This window comes from Streptomyces sp. NBC_00190 (assembly GCF_036203305.1).
Taxonomy (GTDB): domain Bacteria; phylum Actinomycetota; class Actinomycetes; order Streptomycetales; family Streptomycetaceae; genus Streptomyces.
Map to the genome: position 1 here is coordinate 1,616,769 of NZ_CP108131.1, position 21,664 is coordinate 1,638,432.

Consider the following 21,664-nt stretch of genomic DNA (forward strand, 5'->3'; position numbering starts at 1 on the left):
CTCAGCTTCGGCGGAACATGCGGGTGGCCGTGATCTCGCCGTGGATGGTCTCCGCCTCCGGGGACTGCTGCGGCAGGCCCGGGCGCAGGTGTTCCTCCACGCTGATGTACTTCAGGCCCGCCCTCAGGTCCGCGTCGTTGCGCAGGCGGATGACCAGCGGGAACTCGGCGAGCGCCGTGGTGTCGAACAGGCCCGTGGTGTACAGCAGCTGGACACCGAGCGCGTCGGAGACGGCCCGCTGGAGCTCCAGCAGGTACGTGGCGTTCGCGCGGCCGATCGGGTTGTCGAGGAACAGCGTGCCCGCGTGGCGGTGCTTGTCCCGTCCGCGGTCATTGCTGCGCAGCGCCGCCATCGTGCAGTACAGCGCGATCGCGGCGGTCAGCAGCTGCCCGCCGGAGAACACGTCCCCCATCTGCCCGACCGGCACGCGCTCGGCGCGCAGCACCGCGTCCGGCTTCAGGATCTCCACGGAGATGCCCTTGGGTTCGAGGGCTGCCTGGACACCTCGCAGCAGCAGCGACATGCCGTCGCGGCGGCCCTCGCCGAAGGAGGCGTTGCTGTTCTTCTTCACGGCCGCGCGGGTGGCCTCGTCGATGACCTCGCCGAGCCGCTCGGTGAGCGTGGCCTGGTCCGGCTCCTCGAAGCGGATCCGCAGGAACTCCTGCCCCGACCACTCCCCCAGCCCTTCCGGCAGCTGGGACAGGCGCTGGGCCGAGCGGAGTGTGGCCAGGGCCGATTCCACGAGGCCGCGCAGGCGGTCGACGATGCTGTCGCGGTTGCGCTCCAGCTGCGCCAGTTCGTCGGTGAGGACGCGCAGCCGCGGCGCGAAGGCCGTGGCCCAGGCCGCGGCGTGCTCGGGCAGGGCGGAGGCGGGCAGTTCGCGGATCTGCTGCCGCGCGGGGGTGCGTACCTGCTCGTACCGGTTGGAATTGGCGTGCCGGACCAGGATGTCGCTCGCCTCGCGCACCGCGGCCTCGGCGGCCGAGAGGTCGGCCGCGCAGCCGCGCAGGGAGCGGCGGGCCTCCGTGGCGGACTGGCGGGCCTCCTCCAGGGAGCCCGGGTGGGGCACCGGCTCCTGCTCGTCGTCGGCGTGCGTGTGGTCACGCAGGAGGTCGCGCAGCATGGCCGCGGTCTCGTCGAAACCGCCGGCGCCGTCCTCGGCGGTGCGGTGGGCCCGCAGCAGGTCCGCGTGGGCGGCCCGGGCGCTCTCCACCGCGGCGGTGTGGGCGGCGAGCTGCGCGGTGGCCGTACGCAGCAGGCCCTGTGCCCGCTCGACGTCCTGGGGGATGAGCTCCTCGGGCAGTTCGGTGTGCGCCTCGCCCTCGGCGGGGGCGTGGCGTTCGGCCTCGCCGCGCAGCCGTCCGAGCTGCTCACTCGCGTGGGAGGCCCGGGTCTCCAGCATCTGGACGAGGGACTCGGCGCGTGCGGCGGCCGCCTGCCGGGAGGGGCCGTCGGCTCCGTCGGTGCTTTCGAGGAGCTGGGCGGCGCGGGTGCGGACCTTGTTGGTGAGGCGGTCGAGTTCGGCGAGGGCGGCGCTCTCGTCGCTCTCGGCGCGGGCCTGTTCGGCACGCAGGTCGGCGCCGACGCCGACCTTCTCGTAGAGCTGGGACGCGGCGCGGTAGGCCTCGCGGAGGTCGGGGAGCGGCGCCTTGACCGTCCCGTCGTCCTCGGGGAGGGGCTCGGGGGCGCCGGCGATCTCGGCACGCTCGGCCCGCAGGGCGCGGGCGGTGCGGCGGGCGTCGTCGGCTGCCCGCTGGGCGGCGCGGCGGTCCTCGTCGGCGGCGCGGGCCCGGTCCAGGCAGACCTCGGCGCGGGCTTCGGACTCGGCGGCCTCGTCGGCGAGCTCACGCAGGCGGGCCTGCCAGCCGGCGCGCTCGCGCAGGCGGAAGGCGAGCCCGGCGAGGGCGTCGGCGACCCGGCGGGCCCGCTGCGCGGTGTCCTGGCGCTCGTCGCGGACCCGGGCCGCGTCGGCGGCGGCCTCGTCGGCCTCCGCCCGTACGGTCCGGGCCTCCGCGAGCTCGGCGTCGGCCTCCTCGGCGAACGCCCGGGCGGCCGCGGCCTGCTGCGCCAGCTCGGCGAGGCGGCCGGCCGGGCAGCCGGTGCGCCAGGAGGCGAGCCGGGCGGCGAGCTCGCGGTCCCCGGCGAGGCGCGCGGCGAGGTCGCGGATCTCGGTGTCCCGGGCGGTGGCGCGGGTGCGCAGCGCCTGGCGCTCCTCGTCGGCGGCGTGCTCGTCGTGCATGGCCGGGTTCGGCGGTACGAGGAACACCGCGTCGTCGTCGGTCTGCGGGACGGGGGCCAGCAGGGCGGCGGCCGTTCCGACGGCGACGGTGGAGCGGGGCAGCAGGGCGGCGCCGGAGAGGACCTCGCGGGCGCGGGTGTGGGTGTCGGGGTCCGTGATGACGACGCCGTCGACGAGTTCGGGGCGGGCGGCGAGGACGGCCGCGTGGTCGGCGGGGTCCACGGACTGCGCGAGGTAGCGCCAGCCGGGGAGGGCGGGGATGCCGTGTTCGCCGAGGTACTCGACGGTGGCGAGGACGTCGGGGCCGGGCGGCAGCAGTCCGCCGTCGCCGAGGGCGCCGAGGATGCGGGCGTCGTCGGCGGCGGCGGTGCGCAGCTCGAACAGCTGACGTTCGGCCGCCGCGACTCCGTCGGTCAGCAGGTGGTGGAGGTCCTCCGCGTTCCGGTCGAGGTCCTCGGCGGTGAGCCGTCCGGCGGCGGAGCCGTGGTCCTGGCCCGTGCCCGGGTCGCCGGATCGGTCCTGGTGCCCTTCCGGGTGCCCGTCCGGGCGGGAGGCCTCGCCCCGGGGCCCGGGAAGGCCCGGGGCCTGGGCGGGGGTGTCCGGGAGGCCCAGGAGGTCGGCCAGGCGCGGGGAGCCGGCGAGGGAGGCCGCGGCGCGGTGTTCCGCGTCGTGGGAGGCGTCGGCCCCGTCGGCGGCGTCCGCGGCGCGGGCGGCGGTGAGTTCGGCGCGGGATTCCGTGGCGGCCGCCTCACGGGCGGCGTCGGCTGCGGCGCGGGCGGCCTCCCGGGACTCGTCCCAGGCGGCGACCGCGGTCTTCTCGGCGTCGGTGGCCGCGAGGGCGGCGCGGGCCGGGTCGGCGTCGGGCGCGGAGTCGTCGAGCCAGCCGGCCCGGACGGCTTCGGCGGTCTCCTGCTGGACCTCGCCGAGGCGCGAGCGCAGGTGCTCGGCCTCGCTGCGCGCCCGCTGCGCGGCCGTGGCGGCGGCGGTCGCGTCCCGGTGGGCGGCCTCGCCGATGGCCTGCAGCCCGGCGGAACGCTCCTCCTCCTCGTTGGCGACCCGCTCGCCGTGCTCGGCGGCGGTGTGCAGGGCCCGTACGAGCTCGGCGGCGGCCGTGGCGCGCGCGGCCAGCGCCGGGGCGGCGTCCCGCTCGGCCTCCAGGATCGCGGCGGCGACCCGGGCGGAGCGGTCGGCGGCGGCGCGGTGGCGCAGTACGTTCTCGGCGGCCTGCCAGGCGGAGTGCAGCGTGCGCGCTTCGAGGAGTTCGCGGCGCTGGGCGGCGGCGGCCTTGTCGGCGACGGTCAGGGCCAGCGAGGCGTGCCGGTAGGCAAGTTCGGCGGAGACCGCGGCGCTGCGGGCGCGCGCGGACTCGGCGGCGGTGACCTGGTGGGCGGCGCCGGTGACGCGCTGCGCGAGGTCGGCGGCCCGGCCGCGTTCCTCGGTGGCGCGGGCGGACAGCCGCCGGGCGAGGGTGCGCGTACGGCGTTCGGCGCCCGCGTGGACGTCGCGCAGCCGGGAGCGGGTCCCGGCGGCCTCCACGATCTTGGTGAGCAGGTCCACCGAACCGGCGGTGAAGTCCCGCTCGGCCATCAGCTCGGCGCGGCGGCCGAGCTTGTTGCCGAAGCCGTGGACCAGGTCGGCGAGGCCGTCCGTGTCACGGGTGTCGGTGACGGCGCGCAGCAGGAGGTCGGTGAAATCGGAGTCCTTCTTGACCGCGAAGAGACCCGCGGCCTCGCCCTCGTCGGCGTTCATCTCGCGCTGGTAGCGGAAGAGCTCGGGGTCGAGGCCGAGTTCGGTGAGGTGCTCGTTCCAGCGGTCGTGGATCTCCTCGAAGTAGACCTCCAGGTGCGGGTACGCCTTGCCGGACTCGGTGAGGGCGTCGCGGAAGCCCTTCATGGTGCGGCGGCGGCCCTGGGCTCCGGAGGCGCCTTCGACGGGCGGGCGGACCGCGGTGGCCTCGGCGACGGGGAGGTTGTCCAGGCTCAGGCCCGGGCCGGGGCGGAAGGAGTACCAGGCCTCGGCGAACTTGCGCGGGTCGTTGGAGACCTGGCGGCCGCGCCATTCGCTGACTTTGCCGACGACCACGCATTCGCCGGTCTGGGTGTGCTGCCACTCCAGGGCCACGTGGCCGCAGTCGTCGGCGAGCAGGAACTTGCGCAGCACGCCGGAGCTGGCGCCGCCGAGGGTGTTGCGGTGGCCGGGGAGCATCACCGAGAAGATCAGCTTGAGGAGGACGGACTTGCCGCCGCCGTTCTCCAGGAAGAGCACGCCGGCGGGCGCGGGGCGGCGCGGCGGGCCGGTGGGCTCGTCCTCGAAGAACTCCGCCTGGGCCGGCGCCGGGTGGGGCACCGGCTCGCCGACTCCGCGCAGGTCGAGCACGGTGTCGGCGTAGCGCGCGCCGGCGGGCCCGATGGAGTAGAGGCGGATCCGGGACAGCTCGTACATGGCGGCGGACTCTCGTGGTCTTTCGTAGGTCGTACGGGGACGGGGACGGGGACGGGACGGGTGGCTCAGGCGTGGAAGGGCAGGCCGGCGTCGGCGGCGAGCTCCAGGTCGTCGCCCTCGGGCGGCGGCAGGAGGGTGGCGGAGCCGTCGCTGACGGGGACCACGCCCAGTTCCAGGAGCTCGGCCATGGCCGCGCTGCCCGCCATGTCGCGGACCTGGAGCTGGTAGCGGGGGGTGGTGCGGTAGGTGCCTCCGGCGTCGTCGCCGGTGCGCTGGAGGAAGCCGGACTCGGTGAGGAAGGCGGCGGCCTTGCCGACGATGCCGGTGGTGGACCCGGCGAGGCGGCGGGCGTCCTTGGTGGCGCCGGTCGCGCTGCGGCGGGCGTAGACCCGCCAGGCGGCCTCCAGGCCGGGGGCGTCGGAGGCGGGGTCGGTGTTCTCGCCGAGCTCCTCGGCGCGCTCCTCCAGGCGGCGGCAGGTCTGCCGGACGAAGGCGTCGACGCCGTTCACCGTGATGCGGCCGATGTAGCCGTCGTCGGCCAGGTCCTCGGGGCGGGGGAAGGCGAGGGCGGCGACGGCGAGGTGCGCGAGGCCGTGCAGGAAGCGGTCGGCGGAGTCGGCGGCCGTGCGGCGGGCGTAGTCGCCCATGCGGACGGCGAAGACGGAGTCCTCCCCGGCGGCCACGGCCATGCCGGCGCGCGGGGACACCTCCAGCACGACGAGGCCGAGGCCGGTGGCGACGGCGTCGGCGAGGCGGCCGAAGGCGGGGTCCTCGCGGTAGCGGCGCAGCAGCTCGGCGTACTCGGCGTCACGGGCGGGGAGCAGCTTGGGCTGCAGCCCGAAGGCGACGAGCCGGGCCGCGTCGGCGGCGTCGGCGGGGGTCACCGCGGCGGTGGGGGCGAGCGCGACGGGAGCCGACGGCGCCGGCTCGCTCCACGCGGTGTGCTCGGCGTGGTGGTCGCTCACGGGTGGGTCTCCTCGGCGGTGCGGGTGCTGCGGGTTCGGGTGGTGTGGGGTGCGGCGGTGTCGACGGCGGGCCCCCGCACCCCGGGGCGGCGTCGCCACGCCCCGGCGGCGGCCGCCGTTGCCCGCGCGGTGAGGGCGGGCGGCCGGCTCATGCCGCCTCCGCGCGGTCCGCGGCCATGCCGGCCGCGTCGAGCAGCGCGGTGCCGACGATCAGGTCCGCGCCGCCGAACTCGGGATCGTCGAGCTGCGTGCCGTCGTCCACCGCGAAGAGCAGCCGCTCCTCGCCCTGGCGGTATGCCGTGCCGACGGCCGGGCTCGCCGCGTGGACGGCCAGCAGGGCCACCAGGTACGGCAGGTCCGGGTCGCTGCGGCGGGCCTCGGCGAGGAGGCCGGACAGCCGGCGCGGGGCGTCGTGCGGCAGGTCCAGGAGCTCCATCGCGGCGGCGAGCTGCTCCTCGCTGAAGCGGCTGTCGTCCGGTGTCGCGATGAGGTCCGGTTCGGGCATCTCCGCGCCGAGGTGCTCCCGCTCCACGGGCGGGGTGAGCAGGATGTCGACCAGGTCCCCCACGCGCACCGAGACCGGCGTGCGCAGACCCGCGCCGGAGGCGAAGAAGGCGTCCGTCACCCGCCTCGCCTGTTCCAGCGGCAGCGGCAGCAGCGGGGCCACCAGCTGCCCGTACAGGTCGATGCCGGAGCGCCGCGCGGGCGCGGCGAAGGCCTGGCGGTCCTGCTCGGCGCGGAAGAGCGGTCCGGCGTCCAGGAGCCGGGACTGGAGCTGGGTGTGGCGGCGGATGCAGTCCTTGACGATGTCGACGAGCTCGGCCGCGCGCCGCTTGTTCTCCGGCTCCTCCGCCTCGTCCCGCGCCTTGCGGATGTTGGTCAGGATCGCGTTCTCGTGGCGGTAGCGGTCGGCGACGTGGTCGAGGGCCTCCGCGATCATGTCGGGGACGGCCTGGAGCCAGTCCACCGCCCGCACGTTGCGTCGCGTCGCGTCGAGCGTGCGGCGCAGGGTCTCCGCGTACTGGACGGTGCGGTAGCGGGCCTGTTCGGCGGCGAGCTGGGCGTCCGCCAGCCGGCCCCGGCTGATCAGCACCTCCAGCTTGACCTCGGCCGCGATCTGGGCGCTGGTGACGTCGGTGTCGAGGGCGCCGACCAGGACGTTGACGGCCTCGTCGGTGGTGCGCAGGTAGACCGCGCCGCCGTAGCCGGGGACCTCTTCGATCAGCTTGAAGTCGTAGTCGCGCCGGACGTAGACCCCGTCCGGGCCGAAGGTGCCGTAGATCGCGCGGAAGCCGCGGTCCACGCTGCCGACGTTGATCAGGTTCTCCAGCACCCAGCGGGCGACGCGCTCGTGCTCGGCCGCCGGGCGGGCCGGGGCCTGGGCGGCGACGCGCGGCATCAGCCTGGCCACTATCTGCTCGTGGTCGGCGCCGGTGTCGAAGTCCATGTTCAGCGTGACCAGGTCGATCGCGGCCAGCGCGACCTCCGCCATCGCGTAGACCCCGTACTCGCCCGCCAGATTGGCTTTGCGTACGTCGAGGTCGTGCAGCGGGGCGGTGCAGGCGAGGGCGCGCAGCCGCCGGGCCAGGCCCTCGTCGGCGGCCGGGCCCGGCGCCGGGGACGGAAGGGTCTTCGCCGGGGCTGGGAGAGTCACGGACAAAGACTAGGCGCTGTCACGGACAACATCCCAAACGGCATGGTTCGGCCGGATCGTCCCCGGGCCGCCTGCTCTACGCTCAGCGCATGGCTTCCATGATCGCATCGACTCCGGTGATCGACCTCAACGCCGATCTGGGCGAGGGTTTCGGCCGGTGGACCCTGACCGACGACGAGGCCCTGCTGTCCGTCGTCACGAGCGCGAACGTGGCGTGCGGCTTCCACGCCGGGGACCCGTCCATCATGCGCCGGGTGTGCGAGCTGGCGGCCGCGCGGGGCGTACGGATCGGGGCGCAGGTCTCCTACCGTGATCTGGCGGGCTTCGGCCGGCGCTCCATGGACGTGCCGGCCGGTGAGCTGGCCGACGAAGTGGCCTACCAGATCGGGGCCCTGGAGGTGTTCGCGCGGGCGGCCGGCTCGCGGGTGTCGTACGTGAAACCGCACGGTGCGCTCTACAACCGCACCGTGCACGACGCCGAACAGGCCTCCGCCGTGGTCGCGGGCGTCCGGATGGCGGCCGGGTCCGGCGCCACGGGCGGCCTGCCGGTGCTCGGCCTTCCCGGATCGCTGCTCCTCTCCGCCGCCGCGGAAGCCGGGCTGGCTCCCGTACCGGAGGCCTTCGCCGACCGCGCGTACACGCCCGCCGGGACGCTGGTGCCGCGCACCGAGCCGGGATCGGTGGTGCACGACCCGGACGCCGTGGTGGCGCGGGCGGTGCGGATGGCCGCCGAGGGGGCGGTCACGGCGGCCGACGGGTCCGAGGTCCCGGTCGCCGCGCGCTCGCTGTGCCTGCACGGGGACACCCCGGGCGCCGCGGAACTCGCCCGCGCGGTCCGGGAGTCGCTGGGCTCGGCCGGGGTCCGGGTGGAGGCCTTCGCGTGAGGACCCTGGTGGTGGGCGGGGAGGCGCTGCTGATCGAGCTCGGCTCGGCGGCCGAGGTCGCCGCGCTCCACGCCGAGCTGCTGCGGCGGCGGGAGGCGGGCGAGCTGGGCGCCGTACGGGACCTCGTGCCCGCGGCGCGCACGGTGCTGCTGGACGGCGTACGGGACCCGGCCGGGCTGGGCGCCCGGATCGCCCGGTGGGAGGTGCCGCCGCTCACGCGGACGCAGGGCCCGCTGGTGACCGTCCCGGTGCGGTACGACGGACCGGACCTGGCCGAGGCCGCCCGGCTGTGGGGGGTGGCTCCCGAAGAGGTCGCGGACATCGTCGGCGGCACCGTCTTCCGGGTGGCGTTCTGCGGGTTCGCCCCCGGCTTCGGCTACCTGACGGGTCTGCCGGAGCGTTTCCACCTCCCCCGGCGGGCCACGCCCCGTACGGCCGTCCCGGCGGGCTCACTGGCGCTGGCGGGCGAGTACGCGGGCGTGTACCCGCGCTCCTCCCCCGGCGGCTGGCAGCTGATCGGGTCCACCGACGCGGTGCTCTGGGATCCGCAGCGGGAACCGGCGGCGCTGTTCGCGCCCGGCGTGCGGGTGCGGTTCACGGAGGCGGCCGGATGAGCGGGCTGCTGGTGGTACGGGCGGGAGCCCTGACGACGCTCCAGGACCGGGGACGCCCGGGGTACGCGCACCTGGGGGTCCCGCGCTCGGGGGCGCTCGACACGGCGGCGCACGCGCTGGCCAACCGGCTGGTCGGCAACCCGCCGGACGCGGCGGCGCTGGAGACGACCATGGACGGGGTCGGGCTGCGGGCCCTCGCCCCGGTGACCGTGGCGGTCACGGGCGCGCCCTGTTCCGTACGGGTGGCAGGCCGCCCGGTGGCCTGGGGAGCCGCGGTCCGGCTGTCGGCCGGTGCGGAGCTGCACGTGGGCCGGGCGGAGTCGGGTCTGCGCGGCTACGTCGCGGTGCGGGGCGGCCTCGCCGTCCCGCCGGTCCTGGGCAGTCGCTCGACGGACCTGCTGTCGGGCCTGGGGCCGCCGGTGCTGTCGGCCGGTATGACGCTGCCGGTGGGTCCCGCCGGGCCGGCCCCCTTCCCCGGGGCGGACGCGTACGGCCTGCCCGGGGCTCCGTCGGAACTGCTGCTCCCCCTGCGGCTGGGGCCGCGGGCGGACTGGTTCACGGAGGCGTCGCTCGCCGGGCTGTGGCGTTCGGTGTTCCGGGTGTCGCCGGAGTCCAACCGCATCGGCCTGCGCACCGAGGCCGGGCCGCCGCTGGTCCGCGGCCGCGCCGGTGAACTGCCCAGCGAGGGCATGGTGCTGGGCGCGGTCCAGGTCCCCCCGGACGGCCTGCCGGTGGTGTTCCTGGCCGACCACCCGGTGACGGGCGGCTATCCGGTGGTGGGCATGGTCCCGCCGGGCCCGGCCCTGGACGCGGCGGCGCAGGCCCGGCCGGGGGTTCCCGTCCGCTTCCTCCGGTCCCGATGAAACGTTCGAGGGGGCTTCGGCCAAGTACTGGGTGAGGGGGCCGACCGGGTCCCCTACGCAGGGGAGGAACCGGGTGCGCAGCCCACGACACGAGACCGGACCACCGGATCTCACCACGCCCGAGGGATTCGGGGCGTTCTACGAGGAACACATCGACGCCGTACTCGGCTTCGTCACCCGCCGGGTCGCCGACCCGCACCTCGCGGCGGACCTGACGGCGGACATCTTCCTCGCGGCGATGGGATCGGCCGGCGGCTACCGGGGCCACAGGGGAGCTCCGGTCGCCTGGCTGTTCGGCATAGCCCGCAACGTCCTGTCGGGCCACGCCCGGGGGCTGGCCCGCGAGAGCGGCGCGCTGGCCCGGCTCAGTGGGCGCCGCCTCCTCGACGACGAGGACGTCGCCGCGCTGGAGGAACGGATCGACGCCCAGAGGGCTTTCAGGGACCTGGCCGAGCGCCACGCCGCCCTGTCCGAGCCGCTGCGTGCCGCGCTCGACCTCGTGGTCGTCGACGAACTCACCCCGGCCGAGGCCGCCCAGGCCCTCGGCGTCACCCAGGCGACCATCCGCGTCCGCCTGCACCGCGCCCGGCGCGCCCTGCGCGGCCCGGACTCCCTCGCCGAACCCCAGTTGGAGGCAGCCCGATGAGCGCCAGGCCCAGCGGTTTCGAGGACCGCCTCAAGGCGGCGCTTCTGGCCCGCCTCCCGGAGGCCGCGCCCGCGACCCCCGCCCGGTCCTTCGCCCGGCGGTACGGCATCCCGTTCGCGGTGGGCGCCGCCACGGCCTCCGTGGTCGCCGTCATGACCCTCACGGGCAGCATCCGCACCGGCTCCCTGCCGGCCGGCACGCCGAGCCGTTCGGCCTCGGACGCGCCCGAGATCACGAGGGATCCGGACGGGTCGCTGCGGTTCGATCCGCCCCGGCAGGCGCAGGTCCCGGCCCTGGCCGACCGGCTGAAGGAACTGGGGGTCCGGGCCGTCGCGGTCCCGCTGCTGCCGGAACGCCAGTGCAAGGCGGTCAAGGGCTGGGTCCGAGGCCCGCAGGCCGATCCCGCCGCCGGTCTCTCGCGCGGCGATGACGGACGCACCCTCAAGGTCAACCCGAAGGCGGTCCCCCCAGGACACACGCTCTTGGTCACATGGGCGTACTTCCAGCCGTGGTGGGAGGGGAAGCAAGGACTCGCCTTCGGAATCGTGGAGAACGAAGACGTTCCGTACTGCTCGGACGACTACCTGGAGGCCTTCCTCGAGGCGCAGCGGTTGGGGCCCCCCACCCCACCCCCCGGCGTACCGGCCACCCTTTCGCCCTGATTGCGCTGCGCGGCCGCACGCCGTCACAGCACTCGGCCCGGCCCCCCTCTTGTCAGGGGGCCGGGCCGAGTGGTGTCGGTGGGGCCGCCGGCGGAGCTACACGGCGGACTCCGGTGCGATGCGGCTGCGGACCGCCGACTGGACGTCCTCTTCCTCCGCGGGGTCCGCCGCCAGGCGGCGCAGCCGGGGGGCGACGCGTGCGTCGGCTGTTTCGGCCTGGCGGGCCGCGACTTCCCGGGTGGTCTCCTCGCAGTCCCACAGGCATTCGACGGCGAAGCCCGCCGCGAAGGAGGGGTCGGTGCTGGCCAGGGCCCGTGCGGCCCGGCCGCGCAGGTGGGACGAGGCCGTCTCGCGGTAGATGTGGCGCAGTACGGGGGCCGCGCAGCCGATGGCGAGGCGGCCGGCTCCGTCCACCAGGGCGAACAGCCGCCGCGTGTCCGGGCCGGAGCCGCGGACGGTGGAGCGCAGGGCTCCGAGGACCAGGGCGGCGTCCTCGGCTCCGCCCCGGGCGGCCAGGGTGGCCGCGGCGGCCGCTCCCAGGGCGTCGGGGCGGTGGATCCAGCGCCGGGCGCGTTCGACGGCCTCCGGGCCGCACATGCGCTCGTACGCGGCCACGGCCGGCTCGTCGGCGGCGGCTTCGATGAGGTCCAGGACGGCCGGGTTGTCCGGTTCGGCGAGGACCAGGTGGTGCAGGGCGGTGGCGCGGGCGGCTTCGCCGGAGGCTCCGGCGGCCGCCGCGAGGATGGCGGGACGGTCCTCGGGCGCGGCCACGGCGGCGAGGCAGCGCGCGGCGGGCACGTGCAGCGGGGTGCCGCGGCGCAGGCCGTCGGCGGCCCAGTCGAAGACGGCCTGGACGCCCCAGCCGGGCTGGGGGCCCCTGGGCGTCAGCTGGCGCTGCCAGCGGTCGAAGGAGCCTTGCTGACGGGCTGCGCGCAGGCGCTCCCCGTACCGCGGTGACTCCTCCCACAGGCTCCAGGGCCTCGGCTCGTACGCGTCGCGGACGGCAGCGGCCAGCCGCGCCTCGCCCTCCGCCGTGGCGGGGAATCTGGCGAGGACGGATCTGGCGAGGCCGCGCAGCCCCTCGTCGTCGTCGCGCAGGGCGAGCTCGTCGAGGGCCCAGGCCCAGTTCGCCCCGGAGGCGGCGTACCGGCGCAGCAGCATGAGCGCGTCGTCGCGGCCGTACGAGGCCAGGTGGCCCAGTACGGACAGGGCGAGGCCCGTCCGGTGGTCCTCTTCGTCGACGAGGTCGTCGGCGCTGAAGAGGTGGGTCTCGATCTCGCCGAGGGGGCCGTCGAGATCCAGGTACAGCCGGGCGTAGTACAAGGAGCGGTTCTCGACCTGCCAGTCCTGGCGCGGGTCGCGGAGCACGCACTGGTTGAGGGCCGCGAGGGCCTCCGCCCTGGGTGCCGCGAGAGCGTGCAGCGTGCCGTCGCCCCGGCCGCGCTGGAGGAGCCCGAGCAGGGTGCCGCTCGGCGCTATGACTGGTTCGAACATGGGAATGGCCTCAAATCAAGCTGGGGACGCAACCGGGAATCGGGATTCACAGGGCCGCGTAACAGCATGTGAGGACGTCCGCCGTCAGGTTCCGCTCGATGTAGACCATTGCCTTCTCACTCTCGTCGGTGCTCCGCGGCCATGGCGGCCGGTCCGGCAGGGGGGTATGGACACCCGTTGTGTCCAGCCCGCTCCTGCCCGTCCGTCATGTTCGCGAATCGAATCCGTCGCCATGATGACCCAGGCGGTTTGTGCGCCGCGACCACATTTACGGCCGCCGTGACCAACCTGTGAGGTCGGGAAGCGGCCGGGCCCCGCCATGTCACGGGCAAAAACGGATTACTTGGCTCCGAAGAGTTCCAGCAGGTCGGCCTTGGCGAACATGCGCGCCGTGTCCACGGCGGAGGGGGTTCCGGCGTTCGGATCGGCCCCTCCGGCGAGCAGGGCGCGGATGACGGCCTCCTCGCCCTTGAAGACGGCTCCGGCGAGCGGGGTCTGGCCGCGGTCGTTGGCGCGGTCGGCCTCCGCGCCGCGGGCCAGCAGGGCCGCGACGGCGCCGGCGTGGCCGTGGTAGGCGGCGAGCATGACGAGGGTGTCGCCGCGGTCGTTGGTGAGGTTCGCCGGGACCCCGGCGTCGAGGTACGCGGTGAGCGTCTCGGTCTCACCCTGACGGGCGAGGTCGAAGATCTTGGTGGCCAGTTCGATGACGTCCTCGTCGGGGACGTCCTGGGAACCGGGGCCTTCCGCGCTGCGCTCGCTCATCGTTCGTACCGCCTTTCACTCGCTGCTCGTTCCCCCGGGGCCGGGCGGGCAGGGGGGTGCACGGCACTGCGTCCGTACGGGTGAATCGCCAGGGTAGCGCCCGGACCTGCACATGTCCGGGCCAGGCCGAGGCAATGATCACCCTTGCCCCCCTTCACGCCGGACGCGCCAGCCGGGGTGGGCCGGTCCAGTGAAAAACCCCTGGATTCACCCGTATGCACCTTTTGTCGCATTGATACTTCCTGTGAGCCTGGAAGAACTGATGGTGAATGTCCCCACCCACCAGGAGAAACGCACATGGTCCTGTCCATCTCAGGTGTCGTCCTGCTCGGCATCATCTGCTTCCTGTTCTTCAAGAAGGACGGGATGAAGCTGACGCACGCGTTCGTCTGCTCGCTCTTCGGCTTCTTCCTCGCAGGCTCCGCCATCGCCCCCAGCATCACGGCGAGCACGGCGAGCCTCGCGAGCCTGCTCGGCGGGATCAAGCTCTAGGCCGCCGCCGACCGAAGACGCCCAGCCCCACCCGAAGTACCCGAGCATCCACAACTCCAGGAGACGCCCGTGGCCCGGCGCCCACTTCCCCGCATCCTTCAGCGCGGCACCGCGCCGCTGGCCCGGGGCCGCGACATCGCTCGCACGGCCGCCGACAGCGCCACGGACGTCCTCCATCCGCTCCTCACCATCGGACGCGGCCTGCGCGTCCTGGCTTCGGCCGGGCGGCGCAAATGGTCCGAAACCCCCAAGGACAAGCGTGGTCCCGCGCTGTTCCTGGGAGCCGCCTGCGTCCTCGTGGTCGCACTCGTCCCCTACGGACCGCTCACCACCCTGATCACCCTCATGGCGGCGGCGGCCTGGCAGGGACGCGACCGCGCCCCGGTGAAGGCCGGGCCCAGCGATGCCGAGACCGAACGGCTCCGCTCCCTCTACGAAGCCCTCGTGCCGTACTTCTCCATCCCGGAGGATCCGAGCCCGCTCTTCGCCCACGGCGGGGACTGGGACAAGGCCTTCAGCGGCTACGAGTTCGACGAGGCGGGCCGCGTCACCCGGCTCCACATCCGCTACCCGGCCTACTTCACCGATGGCGAGGCCACCTCACGGGCCCGGATCGAGGCATTGCTGCACGCCAAGTCCGGGCGCGGACGGGAGTATCTCTTCGACTGGGACGAGGAGGGCAACCAGCTCGACCTGATGGTGCTGGCGGCGCTGCCGACGGGTGTCGCCGCCCAGCCGTTCGTCACCTCCCCCGGTGAGACCGTCCTCGGCTTCACCGACCCCCGTAGCGTCCAGCGCACCCTGCCCGTCCTGGAGGGCGACGAGCCCCGGGACGTGCCCCCGGTGATCTGGCGCACCGGACCCCGCTCCGGCGAGCCCCACCTGCTGGCCGTCGGCCAACCCGGCAGCGGCACCTCCACCCTGCTGCGCTCCGTCGCCCTGCAGGCCCTGCGGCACGGGGGAGACGTACTGATCGTCGAGGGCGGCGGCAGCGGCGAGTACTCCTGCCTGTCCGGGCGCAGCGGCGTCCTCGGCGTGGAGTGCGGGCCGATCGGAGCACTGTCCACCCTGGAATGGGCCGCCCAGGAGACGGAGCGGCGCCTCATCGCCACCCACCGTGCCCGCGAGGCCGGGCGCCCGGCGCCCGAGGACACCCGCCGTCCCCTGTGGATCCTGCTCGACCGGCCGAGCGTGCTGACACATCTCGCGGCGGCCGAGGGGGCACCCGATCCGCTCGCCCAGCTGCAGGTGCCGCTGCGGCACGGGCGGGCCGCGCACATCACCGTGGTGGTGAGCGAACACTTCGACCACCTGGAGCTGCTGAGCGACGCCGTGTGGCAGCACACCCGCGCCCGCGTCGTACTCGGGCCCGCCGCGATCCAGCAGATCGCCGATGTCCTGGGGCTGCCGCCGCACACCACGCCGACGACCCAGGTGCCGCCGGGGCGCGGCTACGCACGGCTCGGCTCGGGGCCGGTGCACCGGCTCCAGGTGCCCGCCACCCCGGACCCGTACGACGACGCCGCGCACCCGGCCTTCCGCCAGGCCGTGCTGGAGCTCCTGCCGGAGCGGCAGGGTGACGTGACGCTGGGCAAGGCCCGGCGGAGCCAGGCGGTCACCACCTCGGAGATCCCGTGACCCGGCCCCGCACCGGCCAAGAACTGCCTTGTACGGGACCTTCTTACGCCACGAACGTCCGCGGGGGCTCGGCGCCACTGCCTGCCGCGCCCGTGCTGACCAGGGCGGCCGCCGCCGCCAGCCGGGTGGCGGCCTCCTCGGCCACCGGGCCGCCCACGGTGAAGGGCAGCCGGACGTAGCCCTCGAAGGCACCGTCCACGCCGAACCGGGGCCCCGAGGGGACCCGCACACCGACCCGCTCCCCCACCTCGGCCAGCCGGGAGCCCGAGAGGCCGCCGGCGCGGGCCCAGAGGGTCAGACCGCCCCGGGGGACCTCGAACTCCCAGTCGGGCAGTTCCCGGCGCACCGCGGCGACCAGCGCGTCCCGGTTCTCCCTGGCCTGGTCGCGACGGATGCCTACGGCCTCCTGCCAGCCCCCGGACCGCATCAGCCAGTTCACCGCGAGCTGTTCCAGCACCGGCGTGCCCAGGTCCGCGTAGGCGCGGGCGGCGACCAGGCTGCGGATGACGTCGGGGGCGGCGCGGACCCAGCCGATCCGCATGCCGGCCCAGAAGGCCTTGCTGGCGGAGCCCACGGTGATCACGGTGCTGCCTGCCGGGTCGAAGGAACAGACCGGGCGGGGCATCTCCAGATCCGGGTCCAGCCGGAGCTCCAGCATGGTCTCGTCGGCGACGAGGACGGTGCCCGCGGAGCGGGCGGCCTCGACCATCGCGCGGCGCTGCTCCTCGGAGGCGAGGGCTCCGGTGGGATTGTGGAAGTCGGCCACGACGTAGGCGAGGCGGGGGGCGGAGTCCCGCAGGACCTGGCGCCACACGTCCATGTCCCAGCCGGACAGCCCGTCGGCCATGGCGACGGGCACGAGGCGGACCCCGGCCGCGCGCATGAGCTGCAGGATGTTCGCGTACGAGGGCGACTCCACGGCGATCCGCTCGCCGCGCCCGGCGAAGAGGCTGCAGATGGCGTCGATGGCGCCCATCGCGCCGGTGGTGACCATGATCTGCTCGGGCATGGTGGGGATGCCCTGCTCGGTGTAGCGGTCGGCGAGCATCCGGCGCAGGGCGGGCAGGCCGGCCGGGTAGTCGCCGTGGGTGTGCGCGTACGGGGGCAGTTCCTCCAGCGCGCCCTGGACGGCCTTGGTGAGCCAGGGCTCGGGGGCGGGCAGGGCCGCGCAGCCGAGGTCGATCATCGAGCCGAGGGACTCGGGCGGCAGCGGCTCCAGGCCCCGGGCGGGCAGCGGGTTCCCGGCCGGTACGGAGGTCCAGCTGCCGGCGCCCCGGCGGGACTCCAGGAACCCCTCCCCGCGCAGGGCCTCGTACGCGGCGGCGACGGTGGTGCGGCTGAGGGAGAGGGCGACGGCCAGCTCGCGCTCGGCGGGCAGCCGGGCGGCGACCGGGACGCGGCCTTCGAGGACGAGGAGGCGGATCCCGTCGGCGAGGGTGCGGTACGCGGGCAGCTTGCGCGAGCCGGGTGCGGCGGTGCGGTCCTGCTGGGAGGTGATCAGACGGGCGAGCTGTGCGGCACCGACCGCTGAGGTCCATTCGGCCATTGCGTCCGGTCCACCTTCGTCGGATTGGCCTCGACGGGGACGCCTGAGGCCGGGATTGGATTGAAGTCTGCGGACACAGACTGCCACGGGCCGGTCCACCTCCACCAGGGGCGTCCCCGCCTCCGCCCCCCGTTCACCCCGCGTACCAGCAGCACGCCCCGCCACGAGGGATACTGCCGCCGTGACGCACGTACGCCTTCGCCATCCGTATCTGGACCACCCGGCTCCGATTCCCTTCGCACACCGGGGAGGAGCCGCGGACGGGCTGGAGAACACCGCCGCCGCCTTCCGCCGGGCCGCCGAGGCCGGCTACCGGTATTTCGAGACCGATGTGCACGCCACCGCCGACGGGAAGCTCGTCGCCTTCCACGACTCCACGCTGGACCGGGTCACCGACGGGCAGGGCCGGATCGCCGAGCTGTCCTGGAAGCGGATCCGCGAGGCCCGGGTCGGGGGCACCGAGCCGCTGGCCCTCTTCGAGGACCTCCTCGAAGAGTTCCCGGACGCCCGCTGGAACATCGACATCAAGGCCGAGTCGGCGCTGCACCCCCTGGTGAACCTGGTCGCGCGGGCAGGTGTCTGGGACCGGGTCTGCGTGGGCTCCTTCTCCGAGGGCCGGGTGGCGCGGGCCCAGAAGATCGCCGGGCCCCGGCTGGCCACCTCGTACGGCGTGCGCGGGGTGCTCGGCCTGCGGCTGCGCTCGTACGCGATCCCGGCGGCGCTGCGCGTGGGGGCGGTGGCGGCCCAGGTTCCGGAGACCCAGGCGGGGATCCGCGTGGTCGACCGGCGCTTCGTGCGGACCGCGCACGAGCGGGGCCTGCAGGTGCACGTGTGGACCGTGAACGAACCGGAACGTATGGAGGCTCTCCTCGACCTGGGTGTCGATGGCATCATGACCGACCGGATCGACATCTTGCGCGCGGTGCTGGACCGGCGCGGGGCCTGGGCCTGACAAGGGCACGGGTGCCCGCGCGGGCTCCCGGGGGCCGCGCGGTACGGGGACAAGCGAGGGGGCACCGAATGAGTGCGCAGACCGAAGACGAAGCGGAATCCGGCGCCGAGGACGGCAGATCGGCCGCCGCGGCGACCGCGACGGCGGCGCGCAAGCGCGAGCAGCGGGGCTGGTACTTCTACGACTTCGCCGTATCGGTGTACTCGGCGAGCGTGCTCACCGTGTTCCTCGGGCCGTACCTGACCGCGATCGCCAAGGCAGCGGCGGACACCGAAGGCTTCGTACACCCGCTGGGCGTCCCGGTGCGGGCGGGGTCCTTCTTCGCCTACTCGGTCTCGGCATCGGTGATCCTGGCCGTGGTGCTCATGCCGCTGGTGGGTGCGGTCGCCGACCGGACCGGACGCAAGAAGCCGATGCTGGCGGTGGCCGCCTACACGGGCGCCGCCGCGACCACCGGGATGTTCTTCCTGGGCGGTGAGCGCTACCTGCTGGGCGGGCTGCTCCTGATCGTGGCGAATGCCGCGCTGTCCGTCTCGATGGTGCTCTACAACGCCTATCTGCCGCAGATCTCCACTCCCGACGAGCGGGACACGGTCTCCTCGCGGGGCTGGGCCTTCGGCTACACCGCGGGCTCCCTGATGCTGGTGATGAACCTGGTGCTCTTCCAGGGCCACGACTCCTTCGGCCTGTCCGAGGGCGAGGCGGTACGGATCTGCCTGGCCTCGGCGGGCCTGTGGTGGGGGGCCTTCGCGCTGATCCCGCTGCGCCGGCTGCGGGACCGCGCCGTGGTCCGCGAGCCCGGGGCGGGTCCGGCCGTCAGCGGCTGGAAGCAGCTCGTCGCGACACTGAAGGACATGCGGCGCTACCCGCTGACCCTGTCGTTCCTGCTCGCCTACCTGATCTACAACGACGGCGTGCAGACGGTGATCTCCCAGGCCTCGATCTACGGGTCGGAGGAACTGGAGCTGGAGCAGTCCACCCTGATCGGGGCGGTGCTGCTCGTGCAGGTCCTCGCGGTGGCGGGCGCCCTGGGCATGGGCCGGCTGGCCCGGATCTACGGTGCCAAGCGGACGATCCTCGGCTCACTGGCCGCGTGGGGGCTGACGCTGGCGGCCGGGTACTTCCTGCCGGCCCGGACTCCGGTGTGGTTCTTCGCACTGGCCTCGATGATCGGGCTGGTGCTGGGCGGCAGCCAGGCGCTGTCGCGCTCGCTCTTCTCGCACCTGGTGCCAGCGGGCAAGGAGGCCGAGTACTTCTCCGCGTACGAGATGAGCGACCGCGGGCTGAGCTGGGTGGGACCCCTGGTCTTCGGCCTGACCTACCAGCTCACCGGCAGCTACCGGGACGCGATCATCTCGCTGGTGGTCTTCTTCGCACTGGGTTTCGTGCTGCTGGCCAGAGTGCCGGTGCGGCGCGCGGTGGAGGCGGCAGGCAATCCTGTACCGGAGCGGATCTGAGACCGGATCCGCGAGCGCGCCCGGCCCGGATCCATGAGCGAATTCCGAACGGATTTAGACGTTGAAGCAAAGGGCCGGTAGTGTACGCCTTTGGCCTGCCAGGCGGACCGTTACTGCGCGCTAAAGAAGCGTGGACGTTGGGTGACATCTGCTGCCAGATGTGACAAAACGGGCATTGGTGGGTACAACAAGGGGCGGCACGACGGGCGACGCATGACCCGGAGCGGGAATCTATACCGCCGACCGGACGTTGACCGGATGACGACGACAGCGACACCTGTCCTGTGGGCGACAAAGCCCGGGAGGCACGATTCATGAGTGAGCGAGCTCTCCGCGGTACGCGCCTCGTGGTTACCAGCTACGAGACGGACCGCGGCATCGATCTGGCCCCGCGCCAGGCGGTGGAGTACGCATGCCAGAACGGACATCGATTTGAGATGCCGTTCTCGGTTGAGGCAGAAATTCCGCCGGAGTGGGAGTGCAAGGCGTGCGGCGCCATGGCACTCCTGGTGGACGGGGACGGGCCCGAAGAGAAGAAGGGCAAGCCTGCGCGAACGCACTGGGACATGCTCATGGAGCGGCGCACCCGCGAGGAGCTGGAGGAAGTGCTGGCCGAGAGGCTTGCGGTCCTTCGTTCCGGCGCCATGAACATTGCCGTGCATCCGCGGGACAGCCGCAAGTCCGCCTGACAGCCGGACGTAAACGAACAAGCCGAGGGCCCCGCCACATAGTGTGGCGGGGCCCCTCGGCGTTGCATTTACCCGTCGCCTTTGTCAGGTTTTGCCCGCTTGATGCAGGCTCCTCCCGGACCGGTCGAGTCGGAGTCGCCTACGGGGCGAGCGGGGGCCGGTACGCCGTGTCGCCCGGGCCACCCGTACCGCCCGGCTGCTGCGGCCGGTCCTCGCGGATGACCTCGCCCTGGACGACCTTGCCGTCGGGGTAGTGGATGCGGGTCTGCGTGAAGGCGTCGCCGAAGGAGCCGGCGGGGGCCGAGGCCATCTTGCGCTCCAGCGAACGGGCCGCGCTCCGGCCGATCCATGCCCGGACCGGCGGGAGCAGGCAGAGCAGGCCCGCCACGTCGGAGATCAGGCCGGGCATGATCAGGAGCAGGCCCGCCAGCATGGTGAGGCCGTTGCCCTGGCCGGGCTGCTGCGCGGCGGGCTGCCGTCCCTGCTGGGCCTGCTGGAAAGTGTCCGCGAGGTTCTTGAAGGCACGTCGCCCGGCCCGCTTGATGACCACCACGCCCAGGATCATCCCGCCCGCGAGCAGCGCGGCGACGGCGAGCCCGCCGGCCGCGTCGGCGACCAGGCTGAGCAGCCAGATCTCCAGGATCAGCCAGGCGGCGATCGCCAGGGGGAGGAACGTACGGGCGGGTGAGCGCCGCCGGGGGGCCGTCGATGTGGGAACGCCGGTCGTCATGCTCCCAGTGTGCACGGGTCCGTGTAAAAGCGGCCTCAGCCGGAGGTACCGGACATCCCCTAAGGGCTGTCCGGGCCGCTTCCGCAGGTCAGGCCTGTTCCTTGCCCTTGTCCGGTCCCTTGCCTGGGAGCAGCTTGGCCGCCTGGGCCTTGAGGCCCCACTGGGTGACCCGCCACAGGGCCTCCACCACGATGTCCTTGCTCATCTTGCTGTCGCCGAACTCACGCTCGACGAAGGTGATCGGGACCTCCACCACGCGGAAACCCTTCTGCACCGCCCTGCGGGCCAGGTCGACCTGGAAGCAGTAGCCCGCGGAGGCCACCTCCTCCAGGCCCAGGCCCTCCAGGGTCTCGCGGCGGAAGGCCCGGTAGCCGCCCGTCACGTCGCGGATCGGGACGTTCAGCATCAGCCGGGAGTACGTCGACCCTCCGCGCGAGAGGATCTCGCGACTCTTGGGCCAGTTCACGACACGGCCGCCCGGCACCCAGCGGGAGCCCAGGACCAGGTCGGCGCCGGCCAGCGCGGTGAGCAGGCGGGGCAGTTCCTCCGGCTGGTGGGAGCCGTCGGCGTCCATCTCGACGATCACGCCGTAGCCCGCTTCCAGGGCCCAGACGAAGCCGGCGAGATAGGCGGCGCCGAGCCCCTCCTTGCCCTTGCGGTGCAGGACGTGCACGTGGTCGTCGCCGGCCGCCAGCTCGTCGGCGAGCTTGCCGGTGCCGTCGGGGCTGTTGTCGTCCGCGACCAGGATGTGGGCATCGGGCACCGCCGCGCGGACGCGGCCGACGATCAGCCCGATGTTCTCCGCCTCGTTGTAGGTCGGAATGATCACCAAGGCTGTACCGAGCGGCCCGTAGGTCCGCTGTCCGCCGTCGCTCACTGAGTCCCCTTTTGTGCTCTTGCACGTCCTGTACGTCTGGTCGCAGAGGATGACTTTA

Annotated in this window: 19 protein-coding genes; 10 read left to right on the plus strand and 9 right to left on the minus strand. The window is 74.1% G+C overall.

Translation table 11 applies throughout. The features are described from left to right. Position 1 precedes the first annotated feature (1 nt). The 4 genes from OG429_RS07970 to OG429_RS07985 form a co-directional block, all read right to left on the minus strand. On the minus strand, positions 2-4,681 hold the full coding sequence (locus tag OG429_RS07970; protein ID WP_328924592.1) for a hypothetical protein: 4,680 nt from the start codon (positions 4,679-4,681) through the stop codon (positions 2-4). A gap of 65 nt (positions 4,682-4,746) precedes the next feature. After that, positions 4,747-5,646, minus strand: coding sequence for a hypothetical protein (locus tag OG429_RS07975; RefSeq protein ID WP_328924593.1), 900 nt, complete (start codon positions 5,644-5,646; stop codon positions 4,747-4,749). Beyond that, the gene (locus tag OG429_RS07980) at positions 5,643-5,798 is read right to left on the minus strand and encodes a hypothetical protein (RefSeq protein WP_328924594.1); all 156 of its coding nucleotides are present in this window, start codon (positions 5,796-5,798) and stop codon (positions 5,643-5,645) included. The genes OG429_RS07975 and OG429_RS07980 overlap by 4 nt, the downstream gene beginning before the upstream one ends. Continuing rightward, positions 5,795-7,300 carry a hypothetical protein gene (locus tag OG429_RS07985; protein WP_328924595.1) on the minus strand — a complete coding sequence of 502 codons (1,506 nt, stop codon included), beginning with the start codon at positions 7,298-7,300 and terminating at the stop codon, positions 5,795-5,797. The genes OG429_RS07980 and OG429_RS07985 overlap by 4 nt, the downstream gene beginning before the upstream one ends. A gap of 116 nt (positions 7,301-7,416) precedes the next feature. Between OG429_RS07985 and OG429_RS07990 the strand changes: the two genes are divergently transcribed. The 5 genes from OG429_RS07990 to OG429_RS08010 all read left to right on the plus strand — a co-directional run bounded on the left by OG429_RS07990 (position 7,417) and on the right by OG429_RS08010 (position 10,969). Next, the gene (locus OG429_RS07990) at positions 7,417-8,184 is read left to right on the plus strand and encodes a LamB/YcsF family protein (protein ID WP_328930198.1); all 768 of its coding nucleotides are present in this window, start codon (positions 7,417-7,419) and stop codon (positions 8,182-8,184) included. Next, a complete protein-coding gene (locus OG429_RS07995) occupies positions 8,181-8,798 on the plus strand; it encodes a 5-oxoprolinase subunit B family protein (RefSeq protein ID WP_328924596.1) in 618 nt (205 codons plus the stop codon). Before OG429_RS07990 ends, OG429_RS07995 begins: the two co-directional genes overlap by 4 nt. Next, positions 8,795-9,661: a biotin-dependent carboxyltransferase family protein gene (locus tag OG429_RS08000; protein ID WP_328924597.1), complete on the plus strand. Its 867-nt coding sequence runs from the start codon at positions 8,795-8,797 to the stop codon at positions 9,659-9,661. The genes OG429_RS07995 and OG429_RS08000 overlap by 4 nt, the downstream gene beginning before the upstream one ends. Positions 9,662-9,734: 73 nt before the next feature. Further along, positions 9,735-10,307: an RNA polymerase sigma factor gene (locus tag OG429_RS08005; protein ID WP_328924598.1), complete on the plus strand. Its 573-nt coding sequence runs from the start codon at positions 9,735-9,737 to the stop codon at positions 10,305-10,307. Next, complete coding sequence (locus OG429_RS08010; protein WP_328924599.1) at positions 10,304-10,969, plus strand: hypothetical protein; 666 nt, start codon at positions 10,304-10,306, stop codon at positions 10,967-10,969. Before OG429_RS08005 ends, OG429_RS08010 begins: the two co-directional genes overlap by 4 nt. 96 nt (positions 10,970-11,065) lie before the next feature. On the opposite strand, the gene OG429_RS08015 is transcribed toward OG429_RS08010, so the two are convergent. Continuing rightward, entirely contained in the window at positions 11,066-12,463 is a 1,398-nt protein-coding gene (locus tag OG429_RS08015) for a HEAT repeat domain-containing protein (RefSeq protein ID WP_328924600.1), read from the minus strand. 339 nt (positions 12,464-12,802) lie between these two features. Continuing rightward, the gene (locus OG429_RS08020) at positions 12,803-13,225 is read right to left on the minus strand and encodes an ankyrin repeat domain-containing protein (protein WP_328924601.1); all 423 of its coding nucleotides are present in this window, start codon (positions 13,223-13,225) and stop codon (positions 12,803-12,805) included. 297 nt (positions 13,226-13,522) lie between these two features. Here OG429_RS08020 and OG429_RS08025 point away from each other — a divergent pair, with 297 nt between their 5' ends. Both OG429_RS08025 and OG429_RS08030 read left to right on the plus strand, forming a co-directional pair. After that, positions 13,523-13,717, plus strand: coding sequence for a hypothetical protein (locus OG429_RS08025; protein WP_030031218.1), 195 nt, complete (start codon positions 13,523-13,525; stop codon positions 13,715-13,717). A gap of 69 nt (positions 13,718-13,786) precedes the next feature. Next, positions 13,787-15,355 carry a hypothetical protein gene (locus tag OG429_RS08030; protein WP_328924602.1) on the plus strand — a complete coding sequence of 523 codons (1,569 nt, stop codon included), beginning with the start codon at positions 13,787-13,789 and terminating at the stop codon, positions 15,353-15,355. A gap of 43 nt (positions 15,356-15,398) precedes the next feature. Here the strand turns inward: OG429_RS08030 and OG429_RS08035 are convergent, their stop codons facing one another. Then, positions 15,399-16,901, minus strand: a complete 1,503-nt coding sequence (locus OG429_RS08035; protein ID WP_328924603.1) for an SCO1417 family MocR-like transcription factor — start codon at positions 16,899-16,901, stop codon at positions 15,399-15,401. 181 nt (positions 16,902-17,082) lie between these two features. Between OG429_RS08035 and OG429_RS08040 the strand changes: the two genes are divergently transcribed. The 3 genes from OG429_RS08040 to OG429_RS08050 all read left to right on the plus strand — a co-directional run bounded on the left by OG429_RS08040 (position 17,083) and on the right by OG429_RS08050 (position 19,999). Continuing rightward, on the plus strand, positions 17,083-17,853 hold the full coding sequence (locus OG429_RS08040; protein WP_328924604.1) for a glycerophosphodiester phosphodiesterase: 771 nt from the start codon (positions 17,083-17,085) through the stop codon (positions 17,851-17,853). Between the two features lie 68 nt (positions 17,854-17,921). After that, complete coding sequence (locus OG429_RS08045) at positions 17,922-19,310, plus strand: MFS transporter (RefSeq protein WP_328924605.1); 1,389 nt, start codon at positions 17,922-17,924, stop codon at positions 19,308-19,310. Between the two features lie 314 nt (positions 19,311-19,624). After that, positions 19,625-19,999, plus strand: coding sequence for an RNA polymerase-binding protein RbpA (locus tag OG429_RS08050; RefSeq protein WP_007262928.1), 375 nt, complete (start codon positions 19,625-19,627; stop codon positions 19,997-19,999). Positions 20,000-20,138: 139 nt separating this feature from the next. On the opposite strand, the gene fxsA is transcribed toward OG429_RS08050, so the two are convergent. Next, complete coding sequence (fxsA, locus tag OG429_RS08055) at positions 20,139-20,729, minus strand: FxsA family membrane protein (RefSeq protein WP_328924606.1); 591 nt, start codon at positions 20,727-20,729, stop codon at positions 20,139-20,141. A gap of 88 nt (positions 20,730-20,817) precedes the next feature. Beyond that, a complete protein-coding gene (locus tag OG429_RS08060; RefSeq protein ID WP_328924607.1) occupies positions 20,818-21,606 on the minus strand; it encodes a polyprenol monophosphomannose synthase in 789 nt (262 codons plus the stop codon). Positions 21,607-21,664: the final 58 nt, after the last annotated feature.